Annotated in this window: 17 protein-coding genes and 2 pseudogenes; 11 read left to right on the top strand and 8 right to left on the bottom strand. The window is 73.4% G+C overall.

What is annotated here, in order from left to right:
• Window positions 1-37: 37 nt before the first annotated feature.
• Entirely contained in the window at window positions 38-547 is a 510-nt protein-coding gene (locus ACZ52C_RS00445) for a GAF domain-containing protein (RefSeq protein WP_469072693.1), read from the bottom strand.
• 121 nt (window positions 548-668) lie between these two features.
• Here ACZ52C_RS00445 and ACZ52C_RS00440 point away from each other — a divergent pair, with 121 nt between their 5' ends.
• Window positions 669-2,936 (top strand): glycoside hydrolase family 36 protein, encoded by a 2,268-nt coding sequence (locus ACZ52C_RS00440; protein ID WP_469072692.1) that lies wholly within the window; start codon window positions 669-671, stop codon window positions 2,934-2,936.
• On the opposite strand, the gene ACZ52C_RS00435 is transcribed toward ACZ52C_RS00440, so the two are convergent.
• Window positions 2,925-3,386 (bottom strand): gamma-glutamylcyclotransferase family protein, encoded by a 462-nt coding sequence (locus ACZ52C_RS00435; protein WP_469072691.1) that lies wholly within the window; start codon window positions 3,384-3,386, stop codon window positions 2,925-2,927. The two genes, ACZ52C_RS00440 and ACZ52C_RS00435, sit on opposite strands and share 12 nt — an antisense overlap.
• Window positions 3,387-3,558: 172 nt before the next feature.
• Here ACZ52C_RS00435 and ACZ52C_RS00430 point away from each other — a divergent pair, with 172 nt between their 5' ends.
• Window positions 3,559-5,202 carry a M4 family metallopeptidase gene (locus ACZ52C_RS00430; RefSeq protein ID WP_469072690.1) on the top strand — a complete coding sequence of 548 codons (1,644 nt, stop codon included), beginning with the start codon at window positions 3,559-3,561 and terminating at the stop codon, window positions 5,200-5,202.
• A gap of 14 nt (window positions 5,203-5,216) precedes the next feature.
• Here the strand turns inward: ACZ52C_RS00430 and ACZ52C_RS00425 are convergent, their stop codons facing one another.
• The 3 genes from ACZ52C_RS00425 to ACZ52C_RS00415 form a co-directional block, all read right to left on the bottom strand.
• Entirely contained in the window at window positions 5,217-6,053 is an 837-nt protein-coding gene (locus tag ACZ52C_RS00425; RefSeq protein ID WP_469072689.1) for a TIGR03943 family putative permease subunit, read from the bottom strand.
• Complete coding sequence (locus ACZ52C_RS00420; RefSeq protein WP_469073392.1) at window positions 6,050-7,057, bottom strand: permease; 1,008 nt, start codon at window positions 7,055-7,057, stop codon at window positions 6,050-6,052. The genes ACZ52C_RS00425 and ACZ52C_RS00420 overlap by 4 nt, the downstream gene beginning before the upstream one ends.
• Before the next feature lie 262 nt (window positions 7,058-7,319).
• Entirely contained in the window at window positions 7,320-7,760 is a 441-nt protein-coding gene (locus ACZ52C_RS00415) for an SsgA family sporulation/cell division regulator (protein WP_469072688.1), read from the bottom strand.
• 382 nt (window positions 7,761-8,142) lie between these two features.
• Between ACZ52C_RS00415 and ACZ52C_RS00410 the strand changes: the two genes are divergently transcribed.
• From ACZ52C_RS00410 to nirD, 6 genes are all read left to right on the top strand, one after another.
• Complete coding sequence (locus tag ACZ52C_RS00410) at window positions 8,143-9,870, top strand: sigma-70 family RNA polymerase sigma factor (RefSeq protein ID WP_469072687.1); 1,728 nt, start codon at window positions 8,143-8,145, stop codon at window positions 9,868-9,870.
• A gap of 865 nt (window positions 9,871-10,735) precedes the next feature.
• The gene (locus ACZ52C_RS00405) at window positions 10,736-11,263 is read left to right on the top strand and encodes a hypothetical protein (protein WP_469072686.1); all 528 of its coding nucleotides are present in this window, start codon (window positions 10,736-10,738) and stop codon (window positions 11,261-11,263) included.
• 198 nt (window positions 11,264-11,461) lie between these two features.
• The gene (locus ACZ52C_RS00400; RefSeq protein WP_469072685.1) at window positions 11,462-12,178 is read left to right on the top strand and encodes a class F sortase; all 717 of its coding nucleotides are present in this window, start codon (window positions 11,462-11,464) and stop codon (window positions 12,176-12,178) included.
• A gap of 264 nt (window positions 12,179-12,442) precedes the next feature.
• On the top strand, window positions 12,443-13,660 hold the full coding sequence (locus tag ACZ52C_RS00395; RefSeq protein WP_469072684.1) for an NAD(P)/FAD-dependent oxidoreductase: 1,218 nt from the start codon (window positions 12,443-12,445) through the stop codon (window positions 13,658-13,660).
• On the top strand, window positions 13,661-16,264 hold the full coding sequence (gene nirB / locus ACZ52C_RS00390) for a nitrite reductase large subunit NirB (protein WP_469072683.1): 2,604 nt from the start codon (window positions 13,661-13,663) through the stop codon (window positions 16,262-16,264). It begins immediately after the preceding gene.
• Window positions 16,261-16,611, top strand: a complete 351-nt coding sequence (gene nirD, locus ACZ52C_RS00385) for a nitrite reductase small subunit NirD (RefSeq protein ID WP_469072682.1) — start codon at window positions 16,261-16,263, stop codon at window positions 16,609-16,611. The genes nirB and nirD overlap by 4 nt, the downstream gene beginning before the upstream one ends.
• Window positions 16,612-16,712: 101 nt before the next feature.
• Here the strand turns inward: nirD and ACZ52C_RS00380 are convergent, their stop codons facing one another.
• From ACZ52C_RS00380 to ACZ52C_RS00370, 3 genes are all read right to left on the bottom strand, one after another.
• Window positions 16,713-17,645: an oxidoreductase gene (locus ACZ52C_RS00380; protein ID WP_469072681.1), complete on the bottom strand. Its 933-nt coding sequence runs from the start codon at window positions 17,643-17,645 to the stop codon at window positions 16,713-16,715.
• Window positions 17,646-17,915: 270 nt separating this feature from the next.
• Window positions 17,916-19,961 carry a SulP family inorganic anion transporter gene (locus tag ACZ52C_RS00375; protein WP_469072680.1) on the bottom strand — a complete coding sequence of 682 codons (2,046 nt, stop codon included), beginning with the start codon at window positions 19,959-19,961 and terminating at the stop codon, window positions 17,916-17,918.
• The gene (locus tag ACZ52C_RS00370; protein WP_469073391.1) at window positions 19,958-20,662 is read right to left on the bottom strand and encodes a carbonic anhydrase; all 705 of its coding nucleotides are present in this window, start codon (window positions 20,660-20,662) and stop codon (window positions 19,958-19,960) included. Before ACZ52C_RS00370 ends, ACZ52C_RS00375 begins: the two co-directional genes overlap by 4 nt.
• A gap of 274 nt (window positions 20,663-20,936) precedes the next feature.
• On the opposite strand from ACZ52C_RS00370, the pseudogene ACZ52C_RS00365 reads away from it, so the two are divergent.
• The 3 genes and pseudogenes from ACZ52C_RS00365 to ACZ52C_RS00355 form a co-directional block, all read left to right on the top strand.
• Window positions 20,937-21,296 (top strand): annotated as a pseudogene (locus ACZ52C_RS00365) (response regulator transcription factor); the annotation flags it as partial.
• Between the two features lie 735 nt (window positions 21,297-22,031).
• Window positions 22,032-22,427 (top strand): annotated as a pseudogene (locus tag ACZ52C_RS00360) (winged helix-turn-helix domain-containing protein); the annotation flags it as partial.
• Complete coding sequence (locus ACZ52C_RS00355; RefSeq protein WP_469072679.1) at window positions 22,424-24,331, top strand: sensor histidine kinase; 1,908 nt, start codon at window positions 22,424-22,426, stop codon at window positions 24,329-24,331. The pseudogene ACZ52C_RS00360 and the gene ACZ52C_RS00355, both read left to right, overlap by 4 nt.
• The last annotated feature ends 32 nt before the right edge of the window (window positions 24,332-24,363 follow it).

Genomic DNA, 24,363 nt, shown 5'->3' with positions numbered 1-24,363 from the left:
CAGAGCGGGGCCGGCCGGAGCGGGGTCGGGCCGCGGCTCAGAGGATCATGCGCACCGTGGCCGCGTCCTCGGCGTACTTCGCCGTCTCCTCGGGGGTGAAGTCCCGGCGTTCCGCGAAGCCGATCCCGACGACGGCGACGAGGGTGTCGTCCGCCGGGTCGAAGACGGGGATGGTGAGGGAGCCCATGGCACCGGCGGCGCGGCCCGCGCGGACGGCGACGCCGGTCGTGTCGGTCTGAAAGTCGGAGACGGCGACGGGCTCACGGCGCTGCGCGGCCGTCCCCGCCATGCCCTTGCCGATCGGTATCACGGCGGTGCCGTTGCGCACCGAGACCGGCAGGTTGTACGAGGCGACGAGGACGATCTCGCCCTCCCCGGCAGGTTCGGCGAGGTGGACGGAGCCGGCGAAGCCGCCGTTGCGGGCCACGAACTCGGCGAGCCAGGCGTCGACTTCGGGGCGGGCGTGCTTCAGGACGGCCTCGTTCAGGGATGTCTCGTTCAGGGATGTCTCGTTCAGGGCTGTCGCGTTCGAGGTGGTTCCGTGCATGGGGGGCTCCTCGTGCTCGCGGCTCAGGTGCCGCTGTCGTGATCAGCATCGTTACCCCACCTGCTTGAACATTCATACTCTTGGATACGAAGATCCTGTGTGGTCGACCCGGGGGGATCGCATGCCGCAGCACGACCGTCACCAGTGGACCGACTCGTTCCCGTGGAGCCTCTCCTACCGTTGGGGGCACTCCGCGCTGACCGCCGACTTCGACCTGCGCGGAGACACGCCCCGGCTGCTGTGCGTGCGTCGCCCCGGCGACCCCGAGCCCGGCCCCGAGGAGCCCGGGACCGGCCCCGCCCTGCCCCTGGTCGACCTGGTCCTGCTCGGTGACGGCACCGGCTGGGCGAGACCCCGCTTCACCGGCACGGCGATCGGCTCCCGTCTGAAGTACCGCGCCCACCACTCCACGTACGACTCCGGTGACCGCGTTCGGTGGCATCGGCTGACCTTCGAACTCCACGATCCGGCGACCGGGTCGACCGCCTTCGTCGAGTACGCCTCCCCGGACGGCATCCCCGTGCTGCGCTCCCGGGTCCGGCTGCGCAACGACGGCTCCGAGTCGGTCACCGTGCGCTCCGTCGGCAGTCTGCTCCTCGGCGGGCTCCCCTCCCCCGACGAGCTGTCCGTCCTGCGGGCGCGCAACGACTGGCTCGCGGAGTGCCGTTGGTACACCGAGCCGCTGCGGGACTCGGTGCCCGACGTCGGTCATGAGCTGCACGGCGGCGCCGGGCACGCGGCGGCCCGCCTCGCCGGGCGCGGCAGTTGGCCCACCGACGGGCACCTCGCGATGGGCGGGCTCCAGCACCGCGCCGACGGCCGCGGCTGGTTGTGGCAGATCGAGTCGGCGTCCAGCTGGGTCTGGGAGGCCGGCGAGTCGGCGGGCCGGACGTGTCTGGCGCTCGGCGGACCGACCCACGACGAGCACCAGTGGCGCCAAGTCCTCGAGCCAGGAGCCGAGTGCACCACGGAGTGGGCCGCTCTCGCCGTCGGCGACGGCTTCGAGGGGGCCCTGGCCGCGCTGACCGCCTACCGCCGGGTCGTACGCCGCCCGCACCCGGACCACACCCGGCTCCCGGTGATCTACAACGACTACATGAACACCCTGATGGGCGACCCCACCACCGAGAAACTGCTCCCGCTGATCGACGCGGCGGCGGAGGTGGGCGCGGAGTACTTCTGCGTGGACGCCGGGTGGTACGACGACAGCGGTGCGGGCGGTGAGGGGGCACCGGGCGACGGGCAGGAGGGCGGTGGCTCGCTCGGGGGCTGGTGGGACAGTGTGGGGGCCTGGCTGCCGTCGGTCCGGCGGTTCCCCGGTGAGGGTGGCATCCGGGTCGTGCTCGACCGGATCCGGGAGCGCGGGATGGTGCCGGGGCTGTGGCTGGAGCCCGAGGTGGTCGGGGTCCGCAGTCCGCTCGCCGCCGAGCTGCCCGCCGAGGCCTTCCTCCGCCACGAGGACGGCACCCGGGTGACCGAACAGGGCCGCCACCAGCTGGATCTGACCCATCCTGCGGCCCGGGCCCAGCTGGACCGGACGGTGGACCGCCTGGTCGGCGAGTGGGGGGTCGGCTACCTCAAACTCGACTACAACATCACCACCTCGGCACCGGCCCACCTCGCCCACTCCCGGGCCTGGCTCTCCTGGCTGTCCTCGATCCTGGACCGCCACCCCGGTCTGGTCGTGGAGAACTGCGCCTCGGGCGGCATGCGGATGGACGGTGCCTCGCTCGCGGTGGCCCAGCTCCAGTCCACCTCCGACCAGCAGGATCCCCTGCGCTGTCCGCCGATCGCCGCGGCCGCCCCCACCGCCGTGCCACCGGAGCAGGGCGCCGTGTGGGCCTACCCGCAACCGTCCTGCACGGACGAGGAGATCGCCTTCACCCTCGGTTCCGCGCTCCTCGGGCGCGTCCATCTGTCCGGCCACCTGGATCGTATGACGGAACGTCAACTCGGCCTGGTGCAAGACGCCTTGGACACGTACAAGTCGATCCGGGGCGACCTGCGCACCGCCGTGCCCTGCTGGCCCCTGGGTCTGCCGGGCTGGTCGGACGACTGGATCGCGCTGGGGCTGAGACAGCCGGGGGCGGGCACGGGCCCGGTGTATGTGACCCTCTGGCGCCGGGGCGGTGACGCGGAACGGTCCTTCACACCGCCCAGGTCGGGTTCGGGGGACGTACGGGTGGAGATCCTGCACCCGAGGGCGACGACGGCCACGGCGCGGTGGAACGGCTCCGAGCTACGGGTGAGCCTGCCGGACGCCCCGTCGGTCGTCCTGCTGAGGCTGACCCCGGCGGGCGGGGCCCCGGACGACCACCGGGGCGCGTCCGGCCGACGGTCTTCGCCGGACCACCGGCACTCCCCCGAGCAGCGGACCTCAACCGCGTAGACGCCAGTCCCCGCTCTCGATCAGCTTCCCCCTGGCCCGCAGTCTGGCCGCGACGGTCGGGGCGGCGACGTAGACCCAGGCCCGGACGACCGTGCCGTCGGCGAGGACGGCGGGGCGTTCCACCCGTTCGTAGAGGTTCGCCGGGTCTCCCGGGGCGTACTCCTCCAACTGGTCGAGGGTGCGCAGGAGTTCGGCGTACTCCTCGGGGGCGGCGGTGACGATCTCGCCGCTCACCTCGCCCGCTCCCCCGCGCACCTGCCCGGCCCCGTCGCCGGCCCTCTCGCCTGCGCTGTCGCCGAGGCTCTCCACCGCGTACGGGTAGCCGGGGCCGTCGTAGAGCGCCATGGCGCGCATCCGGGCCGGTCGCTCCGCGACGGTGCGGCCGCGCAGGAAGAGGTCGTGGTTGGGCTCGCCGGGGCGGAGGGTGCCGTAGACGAAGAAGGGGAGCACCGCTGTCGTCTCTCCTCTCCAGGGGGGGTGGGGACTCTTTGCAGAAACGATTCTCACCCCTCACACATCCCCCTGCCGACGCCCTGGACCGCACCCTGTCATGCCCACTTAAATCTGACGGGATCCGTGGTCGGCCCCACGACCACCGTCGCCCCTCGTCCCTGGGAGACAGATGAGCCGGATACGGCACCTCCGACGTCCGCACCCCGCCACCACCGGCACCGCCGTCGCGGCCGCCGCGCTGCTGGCGGCGACGCTCACCCCCACCGCGGGGGCCGCCGACAGACCCGCTCGGAGCACCGCGATCGCCCACGCCGCCGACGTCCTGCGGGAGCGCGCGGCGAGCCTGGGGCTCACCTCCGCCCAGAAGACCACCGTACGGGACGTGATCGTGGACGCGGACGGCGCGCAGCACGTCCGCTACGACCGGACCTACCGCGGACTCCCGGTGCTCGGCGGCGACTTCGTCGTCCATCTCGCCCCCGGCGGCGAGTTCCGGAGCGCCGACAGGGCGACGACGCGCGCCCTCGACGTCCCCGGCGTCACCCCCGTCGTCAAGGCGCCGCGGGCCGCCGACATCGCCGCCGCCGCGCTGCGCGCCGCGAACGTCGGCGAGACGCTGCGCGGGCTGACGTCGAAGCCCGGGCTGGTCGTCGACGCCCTGCACGGCGCCCCCCGGCTGGCCTGGCGGACGCACGCGCTCGCCCGGGACGAGGCCGGCAACCCGGTCGCCCGCACGGTCCTCACGGACGCCACGACGGGCGGACAGATCGACGCCTGGGACGCGCTGGAGAGCGCCGCGGGCGACGGCAAGTCGCTCTACGGCGGCACGGTGCCGCTGGAGACGACCGTCTCCGGGTCGACGTACCAGCTCAAGGACCCCACCCGCGGCGGCACGTACACCGGCGACGCCGCGAACCAGACCGACCTGTGCGTCCTCGGCATCTGCGTCCGGCGCGCCCCCGCGACGCTCCTCACCGACGCCGACAACCACTGGGGCACGGGCACGACCGCGGACCGCGCCACGGCGGCCGTCGACGCGCAGTACGGCACCGACACCACCTGGGACTACTACAAGAAGGTCCACGGCCGGAACGGCATCGCCGGCGACGGCCGGGGCTCGTACAACCGGGTCCACTACGGCAACGGCTACAACAACGCCTTCTGGGACGACAGTTGCTTCTGCATGACGTACGGCGACGGTGACGGGAACCAGCTCGGTCCGCTCGTCTCGCTGGACGTCGCCGGCCACGAGATGACCCACGGTGTCACCTCCGCGACGGCCGACCTGACCTACTCGGGCGAGCCGGGCGGGCTCAACGAGGCCACCTCGGACATCTTCGGCACGCTCGTCGAGTTCTCCGCGGACAACGCCTCCGACCCCGGGGACTGGCTCGTCGGCGAGAAGATCGTCCGCCCGGGCTTCGGGAAGCCGGCGCTCCGCTTCATGGACCGGCCCAGCAGGGACGGTTCCTCGGCGGACTGCTGGAGTCCGACGGTGGGGAACCTGGACGTCCACTACTCCTCGGGCGTCGCGAACCACTTCGCGTATCTCCTCGCGGAGGGCAGCGGCACCAGGACCATCGGCGGCGTCACGCACTCCGGCACCACCTGCGACGGCTCGACGGTGACCGGCATCGGCAAGGACAAACTGGGCGCGATCTGGTACCGGGCGCTGACCGTCTACATGACCTCGTCCACGAACTACGCCGGGGCGCGCACGGCGACCCTGAACGCGGCGCGGGACCTGTACGGGCCGGACAGCGCGGAGCGCGCCGCGGTGGCGGCGGCGTGGGGTGCGGTGGCGGTGGCCTGACGGGTGGGCGGGCGTCAGCCGGTGACAGGGAGGGCGTCGGCGTACGCGTTGGGCGGGCGGGGGACCTTCTTGACGGTGCGGGCGTCGACGGCGGCCTCGGCGGAACTCGTGCCGAGGGTGCCGGAGGGGTGCCAGACGCCGGTGAGGGCGACCCAGGTGTCGGCGGGCGGGGGCGGGGTGCCGTGCACACGTACCTTCACGAACTGGGCGTCGGCGGCGCAGCAGCTGAAGATGGCGCGGGTCAGGTACCAGCCGGGGTTTCCGTCGCCCTTGCCGGACCCGCCCTTGTCGGGGGTGACGAAGCCGGTCATCTCGACGACGCGGCCGTCGATGGCCCGGTCGCGGTCCTGCTGCACCCGGGCGGTGAAGTCGGTGAGGGTGATCGGGAGCGGTGAGGTCTTCGGCAGGGGGTCGAAGTCGTCCTGGTCCGTGACCGCCACCGCCTTCGGTGCCTCCCGGGACGCGGTGTACGCGCCGATGGCCGGCGGGGCGTAGAAGAGCAGGCTCAGCGCGGGGAGGAGCAGGAGCCAGGCGACCCGGGGCGGGGTGGAGTGGTCATGGCCGTGGTCGTGGCCGTGGGCGTGGGCGTCTCGGCCGTCGGGGGCGTCGTCGTGGCCGGGGGCGTGGCTCGCTGTCTCGGTCGCGGTGGCGGCCTTCCCTTCGTTCCTGCCGTCCTTCCACAGCGACCAGGACTCCGCCGCGCCCAGGACGAGCAGCAGCGCGCCCGAGGCCACGAGGAGGGGGTGCATGCCCTCCTTGACGTATCGCGTGTAGTCGTCGGTGACGACGGTGGCGTGCAGGAGTCCGAGGCCGCTGAGGAGGAGCAGGAGCGCCTGAAGGGGTCGTTTCACAGGAGTACGGCTCCGATCAGGCCGCTGCACAGGATCGCCACGACGACCGTCGCGGCCGAGAAGCGGACCGCGAAGGCCCGGCCGAAGGTGCCTGTCTGCAGGGCGATCAGCTTCAGGTCCACCATGGGGCCGACCACCATGAAGGTCAGCCGCGCGGTGGGGGAGAACCCGGTGAGGGAGGCGGCGACGAAGGCGTCCGCCTCGGAGCACACCGAGAGGAGGATGGCGAGCGCGGCGAGGAACAGCACCGACAGCCAGGGCGAGTCGGCGAAGGTGTCGAGCACGGTACGCGGGACGAGGACGTTGAAGGTGGCCGCGGCCATCGCGCCGACGACGAGGAAGCCGCCCGCGTGCAGGAAGTCGTGCTGGAAGCCGGTCCGGAACTCGTTCCAGCGGCTCTGCCCGGGCCGGTGTCCCGTCTGCCGCGCGACCGGCTTCAGCCACTCCGCGCGCCCCAGCCAGAGCCACAGCCAGCCCATCGCGGCGGCGGTGACGAGGGAGGCCAGCAGCCGGGCCAGCACCATCGCGGGGCTGCCGGGGAAGGCGATGGCCGTGGCGGTCAGGACGACCGGGTTGATGGCGGGGGCGGAGAGCAGGAACGCGAAGGCGGCGGCCGGGTCGACCCCCCGGCGGATCAGGCTCTGCGCGACCGGTACCGAGGCGCACTCGCAGCCCGGCAGGACCACCCCGGCGGCACCGGCGACCGGGACCGCGAGCGCCGGTCTCCTCGGCAGCACCCGGGTGAACACCCGCGCCGGGACGAAGGCGTTGATGGCACCCGACAGGGCCGTCCCGAGCAGCAGGAACGGCAGCGCCTGCACGGTGATGGAGAGACAGACCGTCCGCCACGCCTGAAGCGCCGGCTCCTCCATCCACCGCCCCACCACGAAGAGCACGACACCGGGGACGACGGCCGCGCCGAGGAGCAGCAGGGGCCAGTGCCGGGGCCAGGTGGGGCCGCCGGGCCGGTCGAGGGGGCCCGCGTCGTCGGCGTCGTCGCCCACCGCGTCATCACGCACGGCGTCATCACGCACGGCGTCATCACGCACGGCGTCATCGTTCACCGCGTCGGTGTTCACCCCGTCGGCGTTCACCGCGTCGACGAAGGCCGCTCCGGCCGTGGTGCCGGTCGAGGTCCTGTTCGCGGCCCCGCTCACGGTCTTGCCCCTGGTCCGGGCCCGTCGGCCGGTCTCTCTGTCTTCCGCATGCCCACTCCGAACGTCCGCACGATCGGATCGAACATAGCGGGCGCTCCGGGCCGACGTCTCAGACCCCACCCAGGAGAGAGGTGAGGCCGTCGTCGAGCGCCGATCCCAGGTCCTCGCCGCCGAGCGCGACGACGGCGTACGAGCGGTGCAGGAAGCGGCGGAGCGAGGGCGTGTCGAAGCGGATCATGGCCATGCCGTGCGGCGAGTGGAGCTCCACGACGGTGTGCGCCGGGCCGCAGGGCCACAGGTGTACGTCGCCGATCCCGGCCGGGGCGGTCAGGCCCTCCGCGAGGAGGGTGCGGGCGAACGCCCACGTGACGTTCGCGTCGTCGGCGGAGGCGCCGGACGGGAAGTCGATGTGGACGGCGAAGGGGTCGTCGGGGGTGTAGCGCAGGGTGGTGCGGACCGGGATCTCGTCGTAGTCGGGGGTGATCAGGCGGGCGCGGGCGCTCTGTTCGAGGGCGGGAGGCGTCGGGCGGGTGGGCCGGGCGGCGGGCATGGGCGGTCTCCAGTTCGGGCGTGTCGGGCGGTTCGGGCGATGCGGGCGCGTCAGGTGGTTCAGGTGCTTCAGGTGCTTCAGGTGCTTCAGGTGCTTCAGAGGGTTCAGGCACGTCAGGCGGATCAGGCGGATCGGGCGCTTCGACTTCTTCACGTGGCTCGGGCTTTTCGGATGCTCGGATGCTGTGGGTTCATGCGTTCGTCTGATGCTTCTTCGGGCGACACACCCTGTCGACCGCGCCAAGCCCCCATGTATTACGCCGCTTTCGAAGTCACCCGCTGTGATGAATGTCACTTTGCGTAATTACTTGAGATTTTTGTCATCTCCACATACAAAATCGTCCTGCCCCTCAAGCAGCACGCGACTGGAGAGCGTTCCCGCCATGACCGACGGCCTGTCCGGGTCCGCGACCACCGCGTACACCCGGATCTACGAGGAACAGCATCCGCGCCTCGTCGCGTACGCGCGTTCCCTCACGCGGAACTCCTGGACCGCCGAAGACCTCGTCGCCGAGGCCCACTTCCGTGTGTGGCGGCGGCTCTCCGGAGGGCACGAGATCGACAACGTGCCCGCCTACCTGATGACGACGGTGCGGCACCTCGCGACGGCGGCGGGCTCCACCGCCGCGCGGGAGACGCCGCTCGATCCGACGGCACCCGAGCGGGTCGAGGTCGATGTGCGGGTGGCCGACGCCACCGACCCCGCCGAACAGGTCTCCTCCGTCGATCTGTTGGTGCGGGTGCTGGGGCAGCTGCCCCAGCGGTGGGTCCAGGCGCTGTGGCTGGCCGAGGCGGAGGGGCAGCCGCTGGAGGCCGTCGGGCAGCGCATCGGCGCGAAGCAGGGCGCGACGGCGGTACTGCTGCACCGGGCGCGCGAGGGGATGCGCCAGGCGTTTCTGCGCGAGCAGCCGGGGGCGCCGATCGATCCGGCGTGCCAGGTGCGTTGGGGGCGTATGCCGGCGTACGTGCGCGGTGCCGCGACCGCTCGGCAGTCCGAGCAACTGCTCAGCCATGTGGACGCGTGCGACGACTGCCGGGCGCGACTGGCCGAGCTGATGCGCACGAACGACCGGCTGCCCGCGTTCGTCGGTCCGGCTCTGCTGGTGTTCGTCGTGGGCGGGGGCGGGGGCAAGCTGCTGATGGCCCTCACGGGGGGCTCCGCCGGTACGGCCGCGGTCGTCGGTTCCGCGGGTGGGCACGGGGGTGGCCAGTCGCTGCACGCCGTGCGGCAGGTGGCGGGTGGCCGTGCGGGTGGGGTGAAGGTGCCCACCGTGGCGGCGGTCGGGGCGGCCGCGGCTGCCGCCGCCGTCGTGGCCGGCATCGTCCTCGGTCCCCTCGACTCCGGGGTGGGTCCGGCACAGCGGATGCCGGTCGCACAGGCGCCCGCGCCGCATCGGCCCGAGGTCCTGTCTCCCGATGTCGTCGAGCACCGGGGGGCGGTCACGGACGTGGTGGTCTCCCCGCGTGCGGAGGGCGCGGGCGGGGCCGGGGGCGGGGAGCAGGGGGGCGAGCTGGGAGTGGGTGCGCCTGACTCGCCGGGACGTGTGGGACCGGGGGGTGAGGAGCCGACTGGGTCTGGGGTGGAGCCGCCGGTGGTGGAAGCACCGCCTGTGGAGGAGCCGCCGGTGGAGGAGGTGCCGCCGGTGGAGGAGGCGCCGCACGTGGTCGAGCCGCCTGTCGAGGAAGCGCCACCCGCCGAGCCGCCGGTGGAGGAGGCGCCGCCCGTCGTCGAGCCGCCCGCCGGGGAGGCACCGCCCGTCGTCGAGCCGCCCGCCGAGGAGGCACCGCCGGTCGCGGAACCCCCTGCCGAGGAAGCTCCCCCCGTCGTCGAGCCGCCCACCGAGGAGGCACCGCCCGTCGAGGAGCCGCCGGTGGAGGAGGCACCGCCCGTCGTCGAGCCACCCACCGAGGAAGCACCGCCGGTCGCGGAACCCCCTGCCGAGGAAGCTCCCCCCGTCGTCGAGCCGCCCGCCGAGGAAGCACCGCCGGTCGCGGAACCGCCCACCGAGGAGGCCCCGCCCGCCGTCGAGCCCCCTGCCGAGGAGGCACCTGTGCCGCCCGTCGAGGCGGGCCCGGAGCAGCCGGGGGAGGGGGCCGGAGGCGGTTGTTGATGTCGAGGGGGCGGTGCGGGTGTGGGGTTTCCTCGCCCCCGCCGCCCCTACCCGTCCCATCCCCCAGGGGCTGCGCCCCTTCGACCCCCATACGCACCTCCATACGTCCCCCCATGCGCTTCCGCCGGCGGGCAGTCCGCTCGGGCCCCTGGCCCGCCCCCCGTTCGCACCCCCGGCGCACACCCCCGCTCGGACCCCGCTCCGACCCCTGGCCCGCGCCCCGTTCGCACCCCCCGTTCGCATCCCCCGGCGGGCAGTCCGCTCGGGCCCCTGGCCCGCGCCCCGTTCGCACCCCCCGTTCGCATCCCCCGGCGGGCAGTCCGCTCGGGCCCCTGGGCCCGCCCCCCGTTCGCACCCCCGGCGCACACCCCCACACGTCCCCCCGTTCGCACCCCCCGTTCGCTTCCGCCGGCGGGCAGCCCGCTCGGGCCCCTGGGCCTGCGCCCCGGGCTGCACCCCCGGCGCACACCCCCGCTCGGGCCCCACTCCGGCCCCTGGCCCGCCCCCCGTTCGCACCCCCGGCGCACACCCCCGCTCGGACCCCACTCCGGCCCCTGGCCCGCCCCGCTCCGCCGCCCTCGCGCCTGAGGTCGAGGCGTGTCCGGCAGTGTCCGCCCGCCGGCGCGTAGGACCGCTTCGCGCCCCCGGTCACCCGTTCACACCCCCGCCGGCCCCCGGCGCTCCCCCTTTCTCCGCGATGCTCGCGCCCACCCCCATGACCTGCTCAAACGCCCGGCATTCCGGCTTCTCCCGCACGCTCCCTGACACCCGTTCACCTCATTTCTGACGCCCCCTCAGCAAGCGCGCGGGCCGGAGAGCCACTTACCTCGGAAGGGAACGGAGGACTCTCGGAGGAGGCAGCACGATGCGACGTACCGCCCGGCCGCTGGCCACGACCGCGCTCGCCCTCGCCTTCGCGGCCCTCGCCACCGCCCCCGCGTACGGCGGTGCGGGCACCGAGCTGCTGGAACTGTCCCCCGCCACCGTCGTCCCCGGCGACGAGGTCACCGTCCGTACGGCGGCCTGTGGTGCGGGCGGAACCGCGACGGGGGACGCCAGCGCGGTCGGCGCCGGCTCCTTCTCGCTCACCCCCGTCGCCGGGCAGCGGCTCGGCGGGCGGTTCGAGGTGCCGCCGAGCGCGCAGCCGGGGACGTACGAGATCGTCGCGGCCTGCACGGACGGGGACGGTCGGATCACCGGCGACCTGGTGGTCTCGCTCAACGGCACCCTGACCGGGCAGCCGACGTATCCGAGAGGCAGTGTGAAGACGGGGGTCGGCGGCGCACTCGGCCCCGACCCCGTGCAGACCGCGGCGGGTGTGGCGGCCCTGGCCGTCGCCGCCGCGGGCGGTACCTGGCTCCTGCATCGCCGGGCGAGAGGCGACGGGATCTGACGGACACCCTCCGCCGTCCGTCCGCCGGTACCGCCGTCCCCTCCTCCCCTCCGGGCCCGACGCCCCTCGGCCCGGAGGGGAGGAACACGGGGACCCGGCCCGCGGCGCGTCCTCGGGCGCCCGCCGGCCCATGAAGAGCATGAAGAGGTCGAGGAGGTCCAGGGGTTGAGGGGGCCCAGGGGGTCGAGGAGGTTTCTGGTGCGTGGGCTCGCCGACGCCGTCATAGCCGGGGTCACCGTGGTGGCCCTCTGTACGGGCGCGTGGTTGCTGCACGACGGCACCGCGTCGCACGCTCCGCCGCAGCCGTCGGCCGCGCAGGCCCACAGCCGGCCGGGCGGCGCCTCGGCGACCTCGGACACGGGGAGCGACCGGGCGGACGGCGGTCCGGTGGCCGTCGCGCTGGCGCCCTCCCCGCCCGTGCGGATCCGCATCCCCTCCCTCCGCGTCGACGCGCCGCTCATGGGGCTCGGTCTCACGCCCACCGGCAGCCTCGACGTCCCGCCCGCCGAGAAGGAGAACCTCGCGGGCTGGTACGAGGCCGGCACGGCCCCGGGCGAGCGTGGCACCGCGATCGTGGCCGGGCATGTGGACAACGCCGACGGTGCCGCCGTCTTCTACCGCCTCGGCGCGCTGCGGCGGGGCGCCACCATCGAGGTGGACCGGCGGGACGGCGGGACCGCCGTGTTCACGGTGGACGCGGTGGAGGTGTACGACGCGCGGAACTTCCCCGACGAGAAGGTGTACGGGGCCGCGCCGGGGCCCGAGCTGCGGGTCATCACCTGCGGCGGCGGATACTCGCGGACGACCGGCTACCAGGGGAACGTGGTCGCCTTCGCCCACCTCACCGGCAGCCGAGCGGCCGCGTCGCCACCGGCCACGAACGGGCCGACCGCGCAGCCGCCGACGGCCCGCTAGCGCGCACGGCAGCCCCGCCGACGTGACCTACGGCACCGCGCCCCGGGGCACGCTCCCCCGCCCGTGCGCCGGCCCGTCCTCCCGTATACGCCCGCATGACCCTCGTATCACCAGGTCAGCGCGGTGATCCCGGGCGTCCTCACACCCCACCCGGCCTCTGTGGAAACCCCTCACACTCCCCTCGGGGCCGCAGGGAGGGCAGCGTTCCTCGTGGGAAACAGATGCGATGCGGTCGGGTAACACCGGCACCGCACGCTCAAGGACATGACCTCGAATGAGCGTGTGGTGGTGATCGGCTCCGGCCTAGCGGGTGTACGTCTCGCCCGGCGGCTGGGAGAGCTCGGCATGCCCGCCACGCTGGTGGGCGAGGAGGAGCACTCACCGTACAACCGGGTGCTGCTCGCCGAGGTGCTGGCCGGGCGGTACGCGCCCGAGGTCATCGCGTTGCCCGCCCCCGCCGAGCTGACGCGCGGCCGGGTGGTCCGGATCGACCGCGAGATGCGAGCCGTACATCTCGCGGACGGTACGGAGATCGCGTACGACAGGCTGGTCCTCGCGACCGGCTCGAACCCGGTGCTGCCGCCGCTGCGCGGCCTCTGGGACCCGGAGCGGCACGAGTTCCCCGACGGGGTGCACGCCTTCCGGACCATGGACGACTGCATGCGGCTGTCCAAGGCCGTACGGCCGGGCTCGCGGGCCGTCGTCATCGGCGGCGGACTCCTCGGGGTCTCCGCCTCCCGCGCACTCGCCCTGCGCGGCGCCCAGGTCGTCCTCGCCCAGCAGGGCGAACGCCTGATGGAACGTCAACTCGACCCATCCGCCTCGAAGTTGGTCCGTCGGCATCTCACCGACCTCGGCGTCGAGGTGCACACCGAGACGCGCGTACGCGCGGTGCGCAGCATCGGCGGGACCGTGCGGTCGGTGTCGATGGCCGACGGATACGCCCTGGACGCGGACCTCGTGGTCATCGCCTGCGGCGTCCACCCCCGGGTGGGTCTCGCCCAGGAGGCGGGGCTCGCGGTGCACAAGGGCGTCATCGTCGACGAGGAGCTGCGCAGCTCCGACCCGCGCATCCACGCCATCGGCGACTGCGCCCAGTTCGAGGGCACGGTGTACGGGCTCGCCACCCCGGCGCTCGAACAGGCCGATGTGCTGGCCGAGTTGCTCGCGGGGAACACCGGCTCCCGGTACACCGGCACCCGCGCCCTGACCCGGCTGACGCTCGCCGGAGCGGACTTCCTCGACCTCGCCGCGTTCGGCGAGCCCGAGCCGCTGCCCGGTGACGACGTCATCCAGCTGGCCGATGCCACGCGCGGCACCTACCGCAAGGTCGTCGTCCGCGACGACCGCCTGGTCGGCGGGGTGCTCGTCGGCGAACTCGGCACCGTCGGCGCGCTCGCCCGCGCCTGGGAGGGAGCGGAGCCGCTCCCCGGAGACGGCGCTCCCCTGCTCCACCTGCTCACCAACGATGGAGGCTCCTGAATGTCCGCCACCCTGGGGGCCACCCCCACGATCGTGCTCGTCGGCCACGGCATGGTCGGCCAGCGCTTCCTCGAAGCGCTCGCCGAGCGCGGCCTGACCGCCACGCACCGCGTGGTCGTGCTCTGCGAGGAGCCGCGCCCGGCGTACGACCGGGTGGCGCTCACCTCGTACTTCGCGGGCAAGAGCCCCGAGGACCTCTCCATGACCGACATGGAGTTCATCGAGACGCACGGGATCGAACTGCTCGTCGGCGACCCGGCCGAGACGATCGACCGTGAGGCGAAGAAGGTCACCGCGCGCTCCGGGCAGGTCTTCGAGTACGACATCCTCGTCCTCGCCACCGGCTCGTTCCCCTTCGTGCCGCCGGTCCCCAACAAGGACGCGGCCGGCTGCTTCGTCTACCGCACGATCGAGGACCTGCTCGCGATCGAGGAGTACGCGAAGACGGCCGAGGTCGGTGCCGTGGTCGGCGGCGGTCTGCTCGGTCTGGAGGCGGCGGGCGCGCTGAAGGGTCTCGGACTCACCTCCCACATCGTGGAGTTCGCGCCCCGGCTGATGCCGGTGCAGGTGGACGACGGTGGCGGCGCCGCGCTGCTGCGCACCATCGAGGACATGGGCCTGTCGGTCCACACCGGGGTGGGCACGCAGGAGATCGTCGTCGACGAGTCCGGCGCGGTCACCGGCATGAAGCTCTCCGACGGCTCCGAACTCGCCACCGACATGGTCGTGTTCTCCGCCGGCGTCCGCCCCCGCGACCAGCTCGCCCGCGACTGCGGCCTGACGGTCGGCGAGCGCGGCGGCATCAGCGTCGACGAGCAGTGCCGGACCGTCTCCGACCCGCACGTGTTCGCGATCGGCGAGTGCGCGCTGGCCTCCGACGGCCGGGTGTACGGCCTGGTGGCCCCCGGTTACGAGCAGGCCGAGACGGTCGCCGCGACGATCGCCGCCGACGAGGCCGCGTTCACGGGCGCGGACATGTCGACGAAGCTGAAGCTGCTCGGCGTCGACGTCGCCTCCTTCGGTGACGCGCACGGCGCGACCGCCGACTGCCTGGACGTCGTGTACTCCGACTCCCGCTCGGGCGTCTACAAGAAGCTGGTCATCGGCCGGGGCGGCGAGCTGCTCGGCGGCATCCTGGTCGGCGACGCGGACGCGTACGGCACGCTGAAGGCGTTCACCGGGTCCGTCCCGCCGGTCTCCCCCGAGTCGCTGGTGCTCCCGGCGGGTTCCGGCGGCGGCGCCCAGCTCGGCCCGACGGCGCTGCCGGACGACGCGATCATCTGCTCCTGCCACAACGTGTCCAAGGGCGCGATCCGCGGCGCGGTCACCGACCACCAGTGCACCACGGTGCCCGAGGTCAAGAAGTGCACCAAGGCCGGCACGGGCTGCGGCAGCTGTGTGAAGGTGCTGGGCCAGCTGGTCACGGCCGAGCTGGAGGCCGGCGGCATCGTCGTCGACAAGGGCCTGTGCGGCTGCTTCTCGCAGACCCGCGAGGAGCTGTACGAGATCGTCCTCGCCCTGCGCATCAACACCTACCAGGACCTGCTGGACCGGTACGGTCGCGACGAGGCCAAGGGTGGCGACGGCTGCGACATCTGCAAGCCGGCGGTCGCCTCGATCATCGCCTCCCTCGCCCCGACGATCGGCGCGAGCGGCTACGTCCTCGACGGCGAGCAGGCGGCGCTCCAGGAGACCAACGACCACTTCCTGGCCAACCTGCAGAAGAACGGCTCGTACTCGGTCGTCCCGCGCATCCCCGGCGGTGAGATCACCCCCGAGGGCCTGATCGTGATCGGCGAGATCGCCCGCGACTTCGGTCTCTACACCAAGATCACGGGCGGTCAGCGGATCGACATGTTCGGCGCCCGGGTCGAGCAACTGCCGCTCATCTGGACCCGGTTGGTCGACGCCGGCTTCGAGTCGGGCCACGCCTACGGCAAGTCGCTGCGTACGGTGAAGTCCTGCGTCGGCCAGACCTGGTGCCGCTACGGCGTCCAGGACTCGGTCCGCATGGCGATCGACCTGGAGCTGCGCTACCGGGGCCTGAGGTCCCCGCACAAGCTGAAGTCGGCGGTCTCGGGCTGCGCCCGCGAGTGCGCCGAGGCCCAGTCGAAGGACTTCGGTGTCATCGCCACCTCCAACGGCTGGAACCTGTACGTCGGCGGCAACGGCGGCGCCACCCCGCGCCACGCGGACCTGCTGGCCCAGGACCTCTCCGACGCCGAACTGATCAAGCTGATCGACCGGTTCCTGATGTTCTACATCCGCACCGCGGACCGCCTGGAGCGCACCTCGACGTGGCTGGAGCGGATCCCCGGCGGCCTCGACCACGTCCGTGACGTGGTCGTGGAGGACTCCCTCGGCATCTGCGAGGAGCTGGAGTCCCTGATGACGGACCACGTCTCGCACTACGCCGACGAGTGGGCCTCCACCATCAACGACCCCGAGAAGCTCGCCCGGTTCGTGTCCTTCGTCAACGCCCCCGACACCCCGGACCCGGTCGTCGGCTTCGTCCCCGAGCGCGACCAGATCAAGCCCGACCTGCCCCTGCTGTCCATCGGCCTGCGGCCCGCCGATGTCCTGGAAGGAAGCGCCCAGCGATGACCCTCGCCCCCGAGAAGATCGACGTCAAGGTCCAGCTGCGGCTGGCGGACGGCTGGTTCACGGTCTGCGACCTGGCCCTGCTGATGCCGGGCCGCGGTGTGGCCGCCCTGCTCCCCGACGGCAGCCAGGCCGCGCTCTTCATGGACCGCGCGGGCAAGCTGTACGCCATCGACAACCGGGACCCCTTCGGCGGCGCCGCCGTCCTCTCCCGGGGCCTCACCGGCAACCACCAGGGCCGCCCCTTCGTCGCCTCCCCGCTCCTGAAGCAGCGCTTCGACCTGGAGACCGGGCAGTGCCTGGACGACGAGACGGTACGCATCACGGCATACGAGGTGCGGGCCGCGTAGCCCGTCGCCGCCCACCCACCCGTCGCGCGTGGCGCGCGGACGACCGTACGAGGGTACGGACGTCCGCGCGCCGCGCGCGTTCTCGTGCCTCGGCCGTGGCGTCAGGCCTTCAGTTCGTCGTACGTGACGCCGGTGAGGTGCGCCGAGGCGGCCCAGAGGCGTTCGCTCGCGCGGTCGTCGCGGGTCCAGGGGGCTCGGAGGGAGGGTGCGGGGGTGCCGCGCCACATCGCGAAGGACGGGCCGATGAAGGAGTCGGGGCGTACGTCGGGGGCGGTCGCCGCGTAGAGGGTGGGCAGGGCGCCGCCCTCGGCGGACTGGGCGAAGATGCGGTTGCCGACCCGCATGAAGCGTTCGACGCCCTTGCGGCCCTCGGCGCTGGGCCCGGCCGTCTGGAGGTTGGTCGACGCGTAGCCGGGGTGCGCGGCCGCGGCGACGACGTCCGAGCCGTTCGCCGCCAGGCGCCGGGCCAGCTCGTGGGTGAAGAGCAGATTGGCGGTCTTGGAACGGCCGTAGGCGAGCCAACGCCCGTACGGGTGCTCGCTGTCGAGGTCGTCGATGTCGATGTTCGCCCGCAGGTGCATCAGGCTGGAGACGGTCACGACGCGGGCGCCGGGGGTGGCCAGGAGGGCCGGCAGGAGCAGACCGGTGAGGGCGAAGTGGCCGAGGTGGTTGATCCCGAACTGCGTCTCGAAGCCGTCGGCCGTCCGGCTCCGCGCCACGGCCATCACACCCGCGTTGTTGACGAGCAGGTCCAGCCGGTCGCTCGCCTGCGCGTAGGCGTCCGCGAACTCCCGTACGGAGCGCAGGTCCCCGAGGTCGAGCCGCATCAACTCGACGCTGCCGTGCGGCACTTCGGCACTCATCCGCTCCAGCGCCGCGGCGCCCCGCTCCGCGCTGCGGCAGGCGAGGACGACATGGGCGCCGCGGCGGGCCAGTTCCCTGGCGGCGGCGTAGCCGATACCGCTGTTGGCCCCGGTGACGACGACGGAGCGGCCGTGCTGGTCGGGGATGTCGCGCACGTTCCAGTCGGTCATGACCGCCGCCCTCCCGGGGGGTTCCTGGGGTGTTCTCCAGCGTAGACCGGGTGGGGGTGTGTCGGGAGGGGTGCCGGGAGGGGTGTCGGCTGCGGGTGCGTGGGGCTTCTCGCGCAGTTCCCCGCGCCCCTGAAAAGCCGGGGCTGCGCCCCGCGCTTTTCAGGTCCGCGGGGCAGTGGTCTTCCAGGCCCGCAGGGGCCTGGTCTTTCAGGGGCGCGGGGAACTGCGCGATCACGGCCCACCGGCCCGCACCCGCCCACGACCCCCCGGTCACTCCCCCCAGTCGCGCCCCCGGCGCAACAACGGCGGCCGGGCCTCCGGCGCCCCCGGCATCGGCTGGGTGTCCAGATAGAACCACTCGGCGTCGGGCCCCGGCCCGGCCCCGGTCGGCATCGGCCCCGTACCCCCCACCGCCGCCGTACCGACCGTCGCGTAGTCCCACACCTCCGTCGACACCGGCTCCGGCGCCTCCGTGAACCCCGGCTCCTCCTCCACGGCCCTCGGCTCGGCTGCCGCCGGCAATTTCGTGAGGTCCGGCATCAGCAGTTCCACCCGCAGCCCGGCCCCCCGCTGCTGCGCCACGAACTCCTCGACCTGGCTGCGGCAGGCATGGTCGAGGTGGGTCACCCCGAGCAGGTCCAGCCGGATGCGCGGCTTGCCGGCGGCGGCCGCGCCCTCCAGCGCGTCGATCAGCTTGGGCAGCCGCAGGAACGTCGCGTTGCCCGCCATCACGACCTTCGCCGTGTCGTCCTCGATGTGCTGTCGTACGACGGTCTGCGACATCCGCAGCGCGGCCAGCACCACACCCGCGGCCAGCCCGAACAGCACCCCTTCGAGCAGCGCGGTCACCGTGATGACCAGCGTCGTCAGCGTCATGACCGCGAACTCGCCCCGGTCCTGCCGCCACATCTTCGGGAACTGGTCCGGCGCGAACAGCTTCCACCCGCTGTGCACGAGGACACCCGCGAGCACCGAGATCGGGATCAGCGCCAGCACCTGCGGCAGCAGCAGCGCGAAGGCGAGCAGCCACAGGCCGTGCAGCGTGCGGGAGAGGCGGGTCTTGGCACCGGCCTGCACGTTCGCCGAACTGCGCGCGACGACCGCCGTGATGGGCAGCGCGCCGAGGACTCCGGCGACGGTGTTGCCCGCGCCCTGGGCGATGAGTTCGGTGTTGTAGCGGGTGCGCGGACCGTTGTGCATCCGGTCCACGGCGGCGGCGGTGAACAGGCTCTCCGCCGACGCGATCACGGTGAAGGTGAGGATCGCCGTGATGATCCCGACGTCGGCGAGCCCGGCCAGCTGATCCGGCCCGGGCACGTCCACGGACGCCAGCAGATCGCCGACCTGGAGCGTCTTCACCTCGACGCCCGGCAACGAGGCCACCGCGATGCCGATCCCGACGGCCACGAGCGCGGCCGGGATCTTCTTCGCCGGCCCCGGTACCTGCTTCCACAGGAAGCTCAGCACGATCGTGACGATCCCGAGTCCGGCCGCGATCAGCGCCTGCGGGTCCGTCACGGTGTCGGCGACGAGTCCGGGGACGCCCGCCATGTTCTCCAAGGGGGTGCCCGGCGCCTTGGAGTCGGACATCGGGTAGAGCTGGCTGAACATCAGCGGCAGTCCGATGCCGGCGAGCATGCCCTGCACCACGGCCAGGGAGATCGCCTGGAACATCCGGCCCAGTTTCACGAGGCCCAGCACGATCTGGAGGATGCCGGAGAAGAGGACGATCACGCCGAGCATCGCGACGCCGAACTCCATGACCGTCTCCGCGACGAGCGCCGCGAGCCCGGCCGCCGGGCCGCTGACCTGGAGGGTGCTGCCCCGCACCGCGCCGACCACCAGACCGCCGATCACGCCGGAGATGATGCCCAGTTCGGCCGGCACGCCGGAGGCCACAGCCACACCGATGCAGAGCGGCAGCGCGACCAGGAAGACGACGAGGGACGCGGTGATCTCGGTGGCGAAGTCGATACGACCGGCGGAGCCACCGGGGCGCGGCCCCTTGGCGCCGGGGCCGGGGCCGGGGCCGGGGCCGGGGTCCTCGGTGGCGGCCCCTGCCCCTGCCCCCGGGGGCGGATGGTCCCGGCCCAAGGGCTCGGCGGGGGGCCACTCCGGAGGATCACCGTGGCCGTGGGCGAAGTCCGGAGCGGAGTACGCGGCGGGGTCCGGGGCCGAGTACGGCGCGAAGTCCGGGGCGTAGGGGGGCGGGCCGGGTATGTGGGCCGGGGACGCCGGCCCGCCGCTCCGGGCGGTGCGGTGGGACCGGCGGGCGCCGCCGCCCGCCGCGTGCCGGCCGCCGTGCGCGCCGCTCATGAGCCGTGCACCTGGAAGCCGCCGTCCGCGTCCAGCTCGTGGACCTGGCCGGTGTCGATCTCGTAGTACCAGCCGTGCAACCGGAGCCGTCCGGCGTCGAGTTGCTGTCGGGCGACCGGGTACTCCCGCAGGACGGCGAGCTGGTTGCGGATGTTGAGCTGCACGACCTCGCGCAGGGCGGGATCCTCGGACGAGGCGCTGTCCCTGCCGGAGCCATCGCTGCCGGAACCGTTGCTGCCGGAACCGTCCCTGCCGCCGTCGTTCCCGCCGGTGCCGCTCGGGCCCGCGGCGGCCCCCAGGACCGGTTCGAGCGCGGGCCTGGCGTAGTCGAGCCAGGCGTCCACCCGGGGCAGGCCGGACAGGTCGGCGCCGTACTTCAGCGCGCCCATCGCACCGCAGTGGGAATGACCACACACCACGATGTCCTGAACGCCGAGCACCTCCAGCGCGTACTCGATGGTGGCGGCCTCGCCGGAGGCGGCCCCGTACGCGTCGTGCGGCGGCACGATGTTGCCCGCGTTTCGCAGCTCGAATATCTCGCCGGGCCGCGCCCCGGTGATCAGGGCGGGAATCACCCGCGAGTCCGAGCAGGTAATGAACAGCGCCTCGGGGAATTGTCCGACGGCGAGCTTCCGGTATTCGTCGCTCTCGAAGTCGACCCGCCGCTTGAACGAGCGGGCGCGATCCAGCAACGCCTTCATCATGCCTCCCTGCAATGGCTCTGACCAGCTCTTACGACCGTAGAGGGGCGATGAACAGAGGAAGGTTAAGAGAACACTAAAGCGCCGCCAGATTCTCCACATATTTCGGCCAGCAGCTCCTTCACCGCAGGTCGGGCGACCGAATACAAGCGGTTTCTGAGGGTCATTTCACAATGCTCCGGATTCCCTGCACACATCTGTTCGTTCTCTTGTAGCGTGGCGCCCCACAGCACGGCTCTCGTGTTGTCCCGACTTTCTGGAGAGACAGGCGGCCATGGGCGTACGAGTGCTGCTCATCGAGGACGACGAGACGATCGCCGAACCGCTCGCCGACGGGCTGCGGCACTTCGGCCTGACGGTCCACCACGTGGCGAACGGCGCGGACGGGTTGAGAGGCCCGCACGGCGATGTGGTCCTGCTGGACCTGGGCCTGCCCGACATGGACGGCATCGACGTCTGCCGCGGGATCCGCCGGACCTCCGACGTCCCCATCATCATCCTCAGCGCGCGCGGCGAGGAGGCCGACCGTGTGCTGGGCCTCGAACTCGGCGCCGACGACTACCTGGCGAAACCATTCAGCATCCGTGAACTGGTCGCCCGGATACGTGCGGTCTCCCGCCGCCACCAGCGCCCGGGCAACGGGGGAACGGGTGGCGACATGGGCGCAGTCGCGGACGGGTTCATGGCCGGCGGCACGGGCGGGGTGGTGGCCGGGGTGGTGCTGGCCGAGTCGGGCGTCGGGACCTCGGCCGGGGACGGGGCCAGGGGCGGGGCGGGAACGGCCGCTGGGTCCGCGGCCGAGTTCGAAGCCGTGGCCGGCGGTGCGGCGTACGGGTCGTGGGCGGCGTCCGCATGGGACTCCGCGCCGGAGTCCCCGGCGCGGCGGGAGTCGGCGACCGGGGACGGATTCGGGGGCCGGGACCGGCCCGGGAGCCGTTTCGGGGCCGGGAGCGACTTCGCCGCCGTCGGTGGCGTCGGGACCGCGGACCGCCATCGGGCAGGGGGCGAGGGCGAGGGCTCAGCGCGCTTCGGGGCCGACGGCGTGGGGCGCTCGGCCGGCGCGGAGTACGACTGGGCGGCCGCCCCGAACGAAACGCCGGCGCACGGCACACCCGCGTACGCCACCCCGGCGCCCGGCGCGCCCGCCTTCAAAAGCCCTGCGCCCGGCGCCTCCGCCTCGGCCGGCCCGGCGTACGGCGCCCCCGCCTACGGCACGCCGCCGCACGGCAGCCCGGTCCACGAACCCCCGCCCTACGAGCCCCCCGTCTACGAGCCCCCCATGTACGAGCCCCCCATGTACGAGCAGGCCCCGCTCCCACCCCGGGACCCCTCCCGGACCGAGGCCGCCGACGACGGTACGGCCCCACCCCCCGGTCCACTCGTCGTGGACCGGCGGACCCGGCAGGTGTGGGTCGGCGAGGTCCCGGTCGCGCTGACGCCGAAGGAGTTCGAACTGCTGGCGCTGCTCACCGAGGACCCCGGCGCGGTCTACTCCCGGCAGCAGATCCTCAACCGTGTCTGGGACGACCACTATCAGGGCCCGACCAAGACGCTGGACGTCCATGTCGCCACCCTGCGGCGCAAGTTGGGCGACCCGGCGTGGATCCAGACCCTGCGCGGCGTCGGCTTCCGGCTCGCCGTACGCACCCCGGGGCCGGGGCAGGCACACGGCGGTGGGCGCGGGCCGGAGTCGAGGGCGGCGTCCACGTCGGGAGCGGCGTCGGGGTCGGGGAGGCATCGGACGCCCGAGGCCAGGGCCTCATGACCCGACGCCTGCTGTTGAGTTACCTGAGCCTCGCCGCCCTCGTCCTGCTCGGCCTGGAGATCCCGCTGGGCTTCGTCTACTCCCGGGCCGAGCGCGAGCGGATCGTCAACTCGGCCAACGACGAAGCCGAGTCGGTGGCCGCGTTCACCGCGCTGTCGCTCGCCGCCCGTCGGCCTGACGAACTCGCCGAACGGGCCAGACACTGCGCCGAGCGCATCGGCGGGAGGGTCGTCATCGTCGACGCGGACGGTGAACTCCTCGCCTCCTCCCACTCCCTGTCCGCCGAGGAGAAGCAGTCCCTCTCCTCCCTCCCCGAGATCTCCGCCGCGCTCCGGGGCCGCGCCACCACGGACGTACGCACGACGTCGACCGGCGGGGTCCACTACCTGTCCGTGGCGGCCCCGGTGGGCCACGCGACAGCGGGCACGGACACCGACTCGGGCTCGGATCCCGACGCGGGCACGGATCCCGACTCGGGCACCGACACGGGCTCGGATCCCGGCTCCGGCGCGAACACGGCTCCGGTCACCTACACCGTCTCAGGCACGCGCACGCGCACGGGCACGGGCACGACAGCCGGCTCCCGCCCCGCCTCGGACACCCGCCCCGCCGCGCACACCCGTCCGGCCTCGGACACCCGCCCCGCCGCGCACACCCGCCCCGCCTCGGACACCCGCCCCGCCGCGCACACCCGTCCGGCCTCGGACACCCGTCCCGCCGCGCACACCCGCCCCGCCTCGGACACCCGTCCCGCCGCGCACACCCGTCCGGCCTCGGACACCCGTCCCGCCGCGCACACCCGTCCGGCCTCGGACACCCGTCCGGAGTCGGGCGCGTCCGCGCAGGGTGCCGTGCGCATCACGTTGCCGACCACGATGGTGCACGCCCGTGTGTTCGCGGTCTGGCTGCTGTTGGCGCTGGCCGGACTCGCCGTGCTCACCGGCGTCGCCGCGGTCGCGTTCGCGTTCGCGCGCTGGACCGGGCGCCCCATCCGGCAGTTGGAGGAGGCCACCCACCGGTTGGCCGAGGGCGGCACGGCGACCAGTGTCGTGGTCACCTCCGGCCCACCGGAGGTGCGGAGCCTCGCGGCGGCCTTCAACACGACCGCGGCCCGCCTCGAACATCTGCTGGCCTCCCAGCGGGCGTTCGCCGGTGAGGCCTCGCACCAGCTGAAGACCCCGCTGGCGGCCCTGCGGCTACGGCTGGAGAACCTGGAACCGGACATCGCCCGGCGCGCCCGGCCGAGCCTCGACGCGGCCGTCACCGAGACCGACCGGCTGGCCCGGATGGTCGAGGGGCTGCTGGCGATGGCCCGCCTGGAGGAGTCGGCGGCCATCCCGGCCCCGGTCGACCTGGGGGCGATCTGCGCGGAACGGCACCGTACGTGGGGGCCGTTGTTCGAACGCGAGGGGGTTTCCCTGGTCCTCTTCGCCGGTGTGGTGGGGCCGGTGACGGCCGTGCCCGGAGCGGTGGAGCAGATCCTCGACAACCTCCTCTCCAACGCCCTGCGCGCCTCCCCCGCGTACAGCACGGTCACCATGGAGCTACGGCTCCTCGTCCCCGCCCGCCGGGCACTGCGCGACGCCCGGCCCAGCTGGGTCGACCTGCACGTCACCGACGAGGGCCCGGGTATGACGCCCGAGCAGCGCGCCCGCGCGTTCGACCGCTTCTGGCGCGCCCCCGGCGCACCCAAGGGCGGCACCGGGCTGGGCCTCTCCCTCGTCCAGCGGCTCGCCCACGCCAGCGGGGGTGAGGTGACGCTGCGGGAGGCGGCGACGGGCGGCTTGGACGCCGTCGTCCGCCTGCCGTCCGCCGAGCCGCCGGGGCCGGTGCACGGCCACGGCCACGGGTTCGGCGGGCGGCAGGGGCAACGGCGCCGTGAGGCGCCGCCCTTGCCGGCCTGAGCGCAAGGCGGCCCGCACCGTGTCGGGGCCTC

Source organism: Streptomyces sp. NPDC034049 (assembly GCF_055575575.1).
Note: the sequence above shows the minus strand (reverse complement) of the source record. Positions and strands in the feature narration are given on the sequence as shown.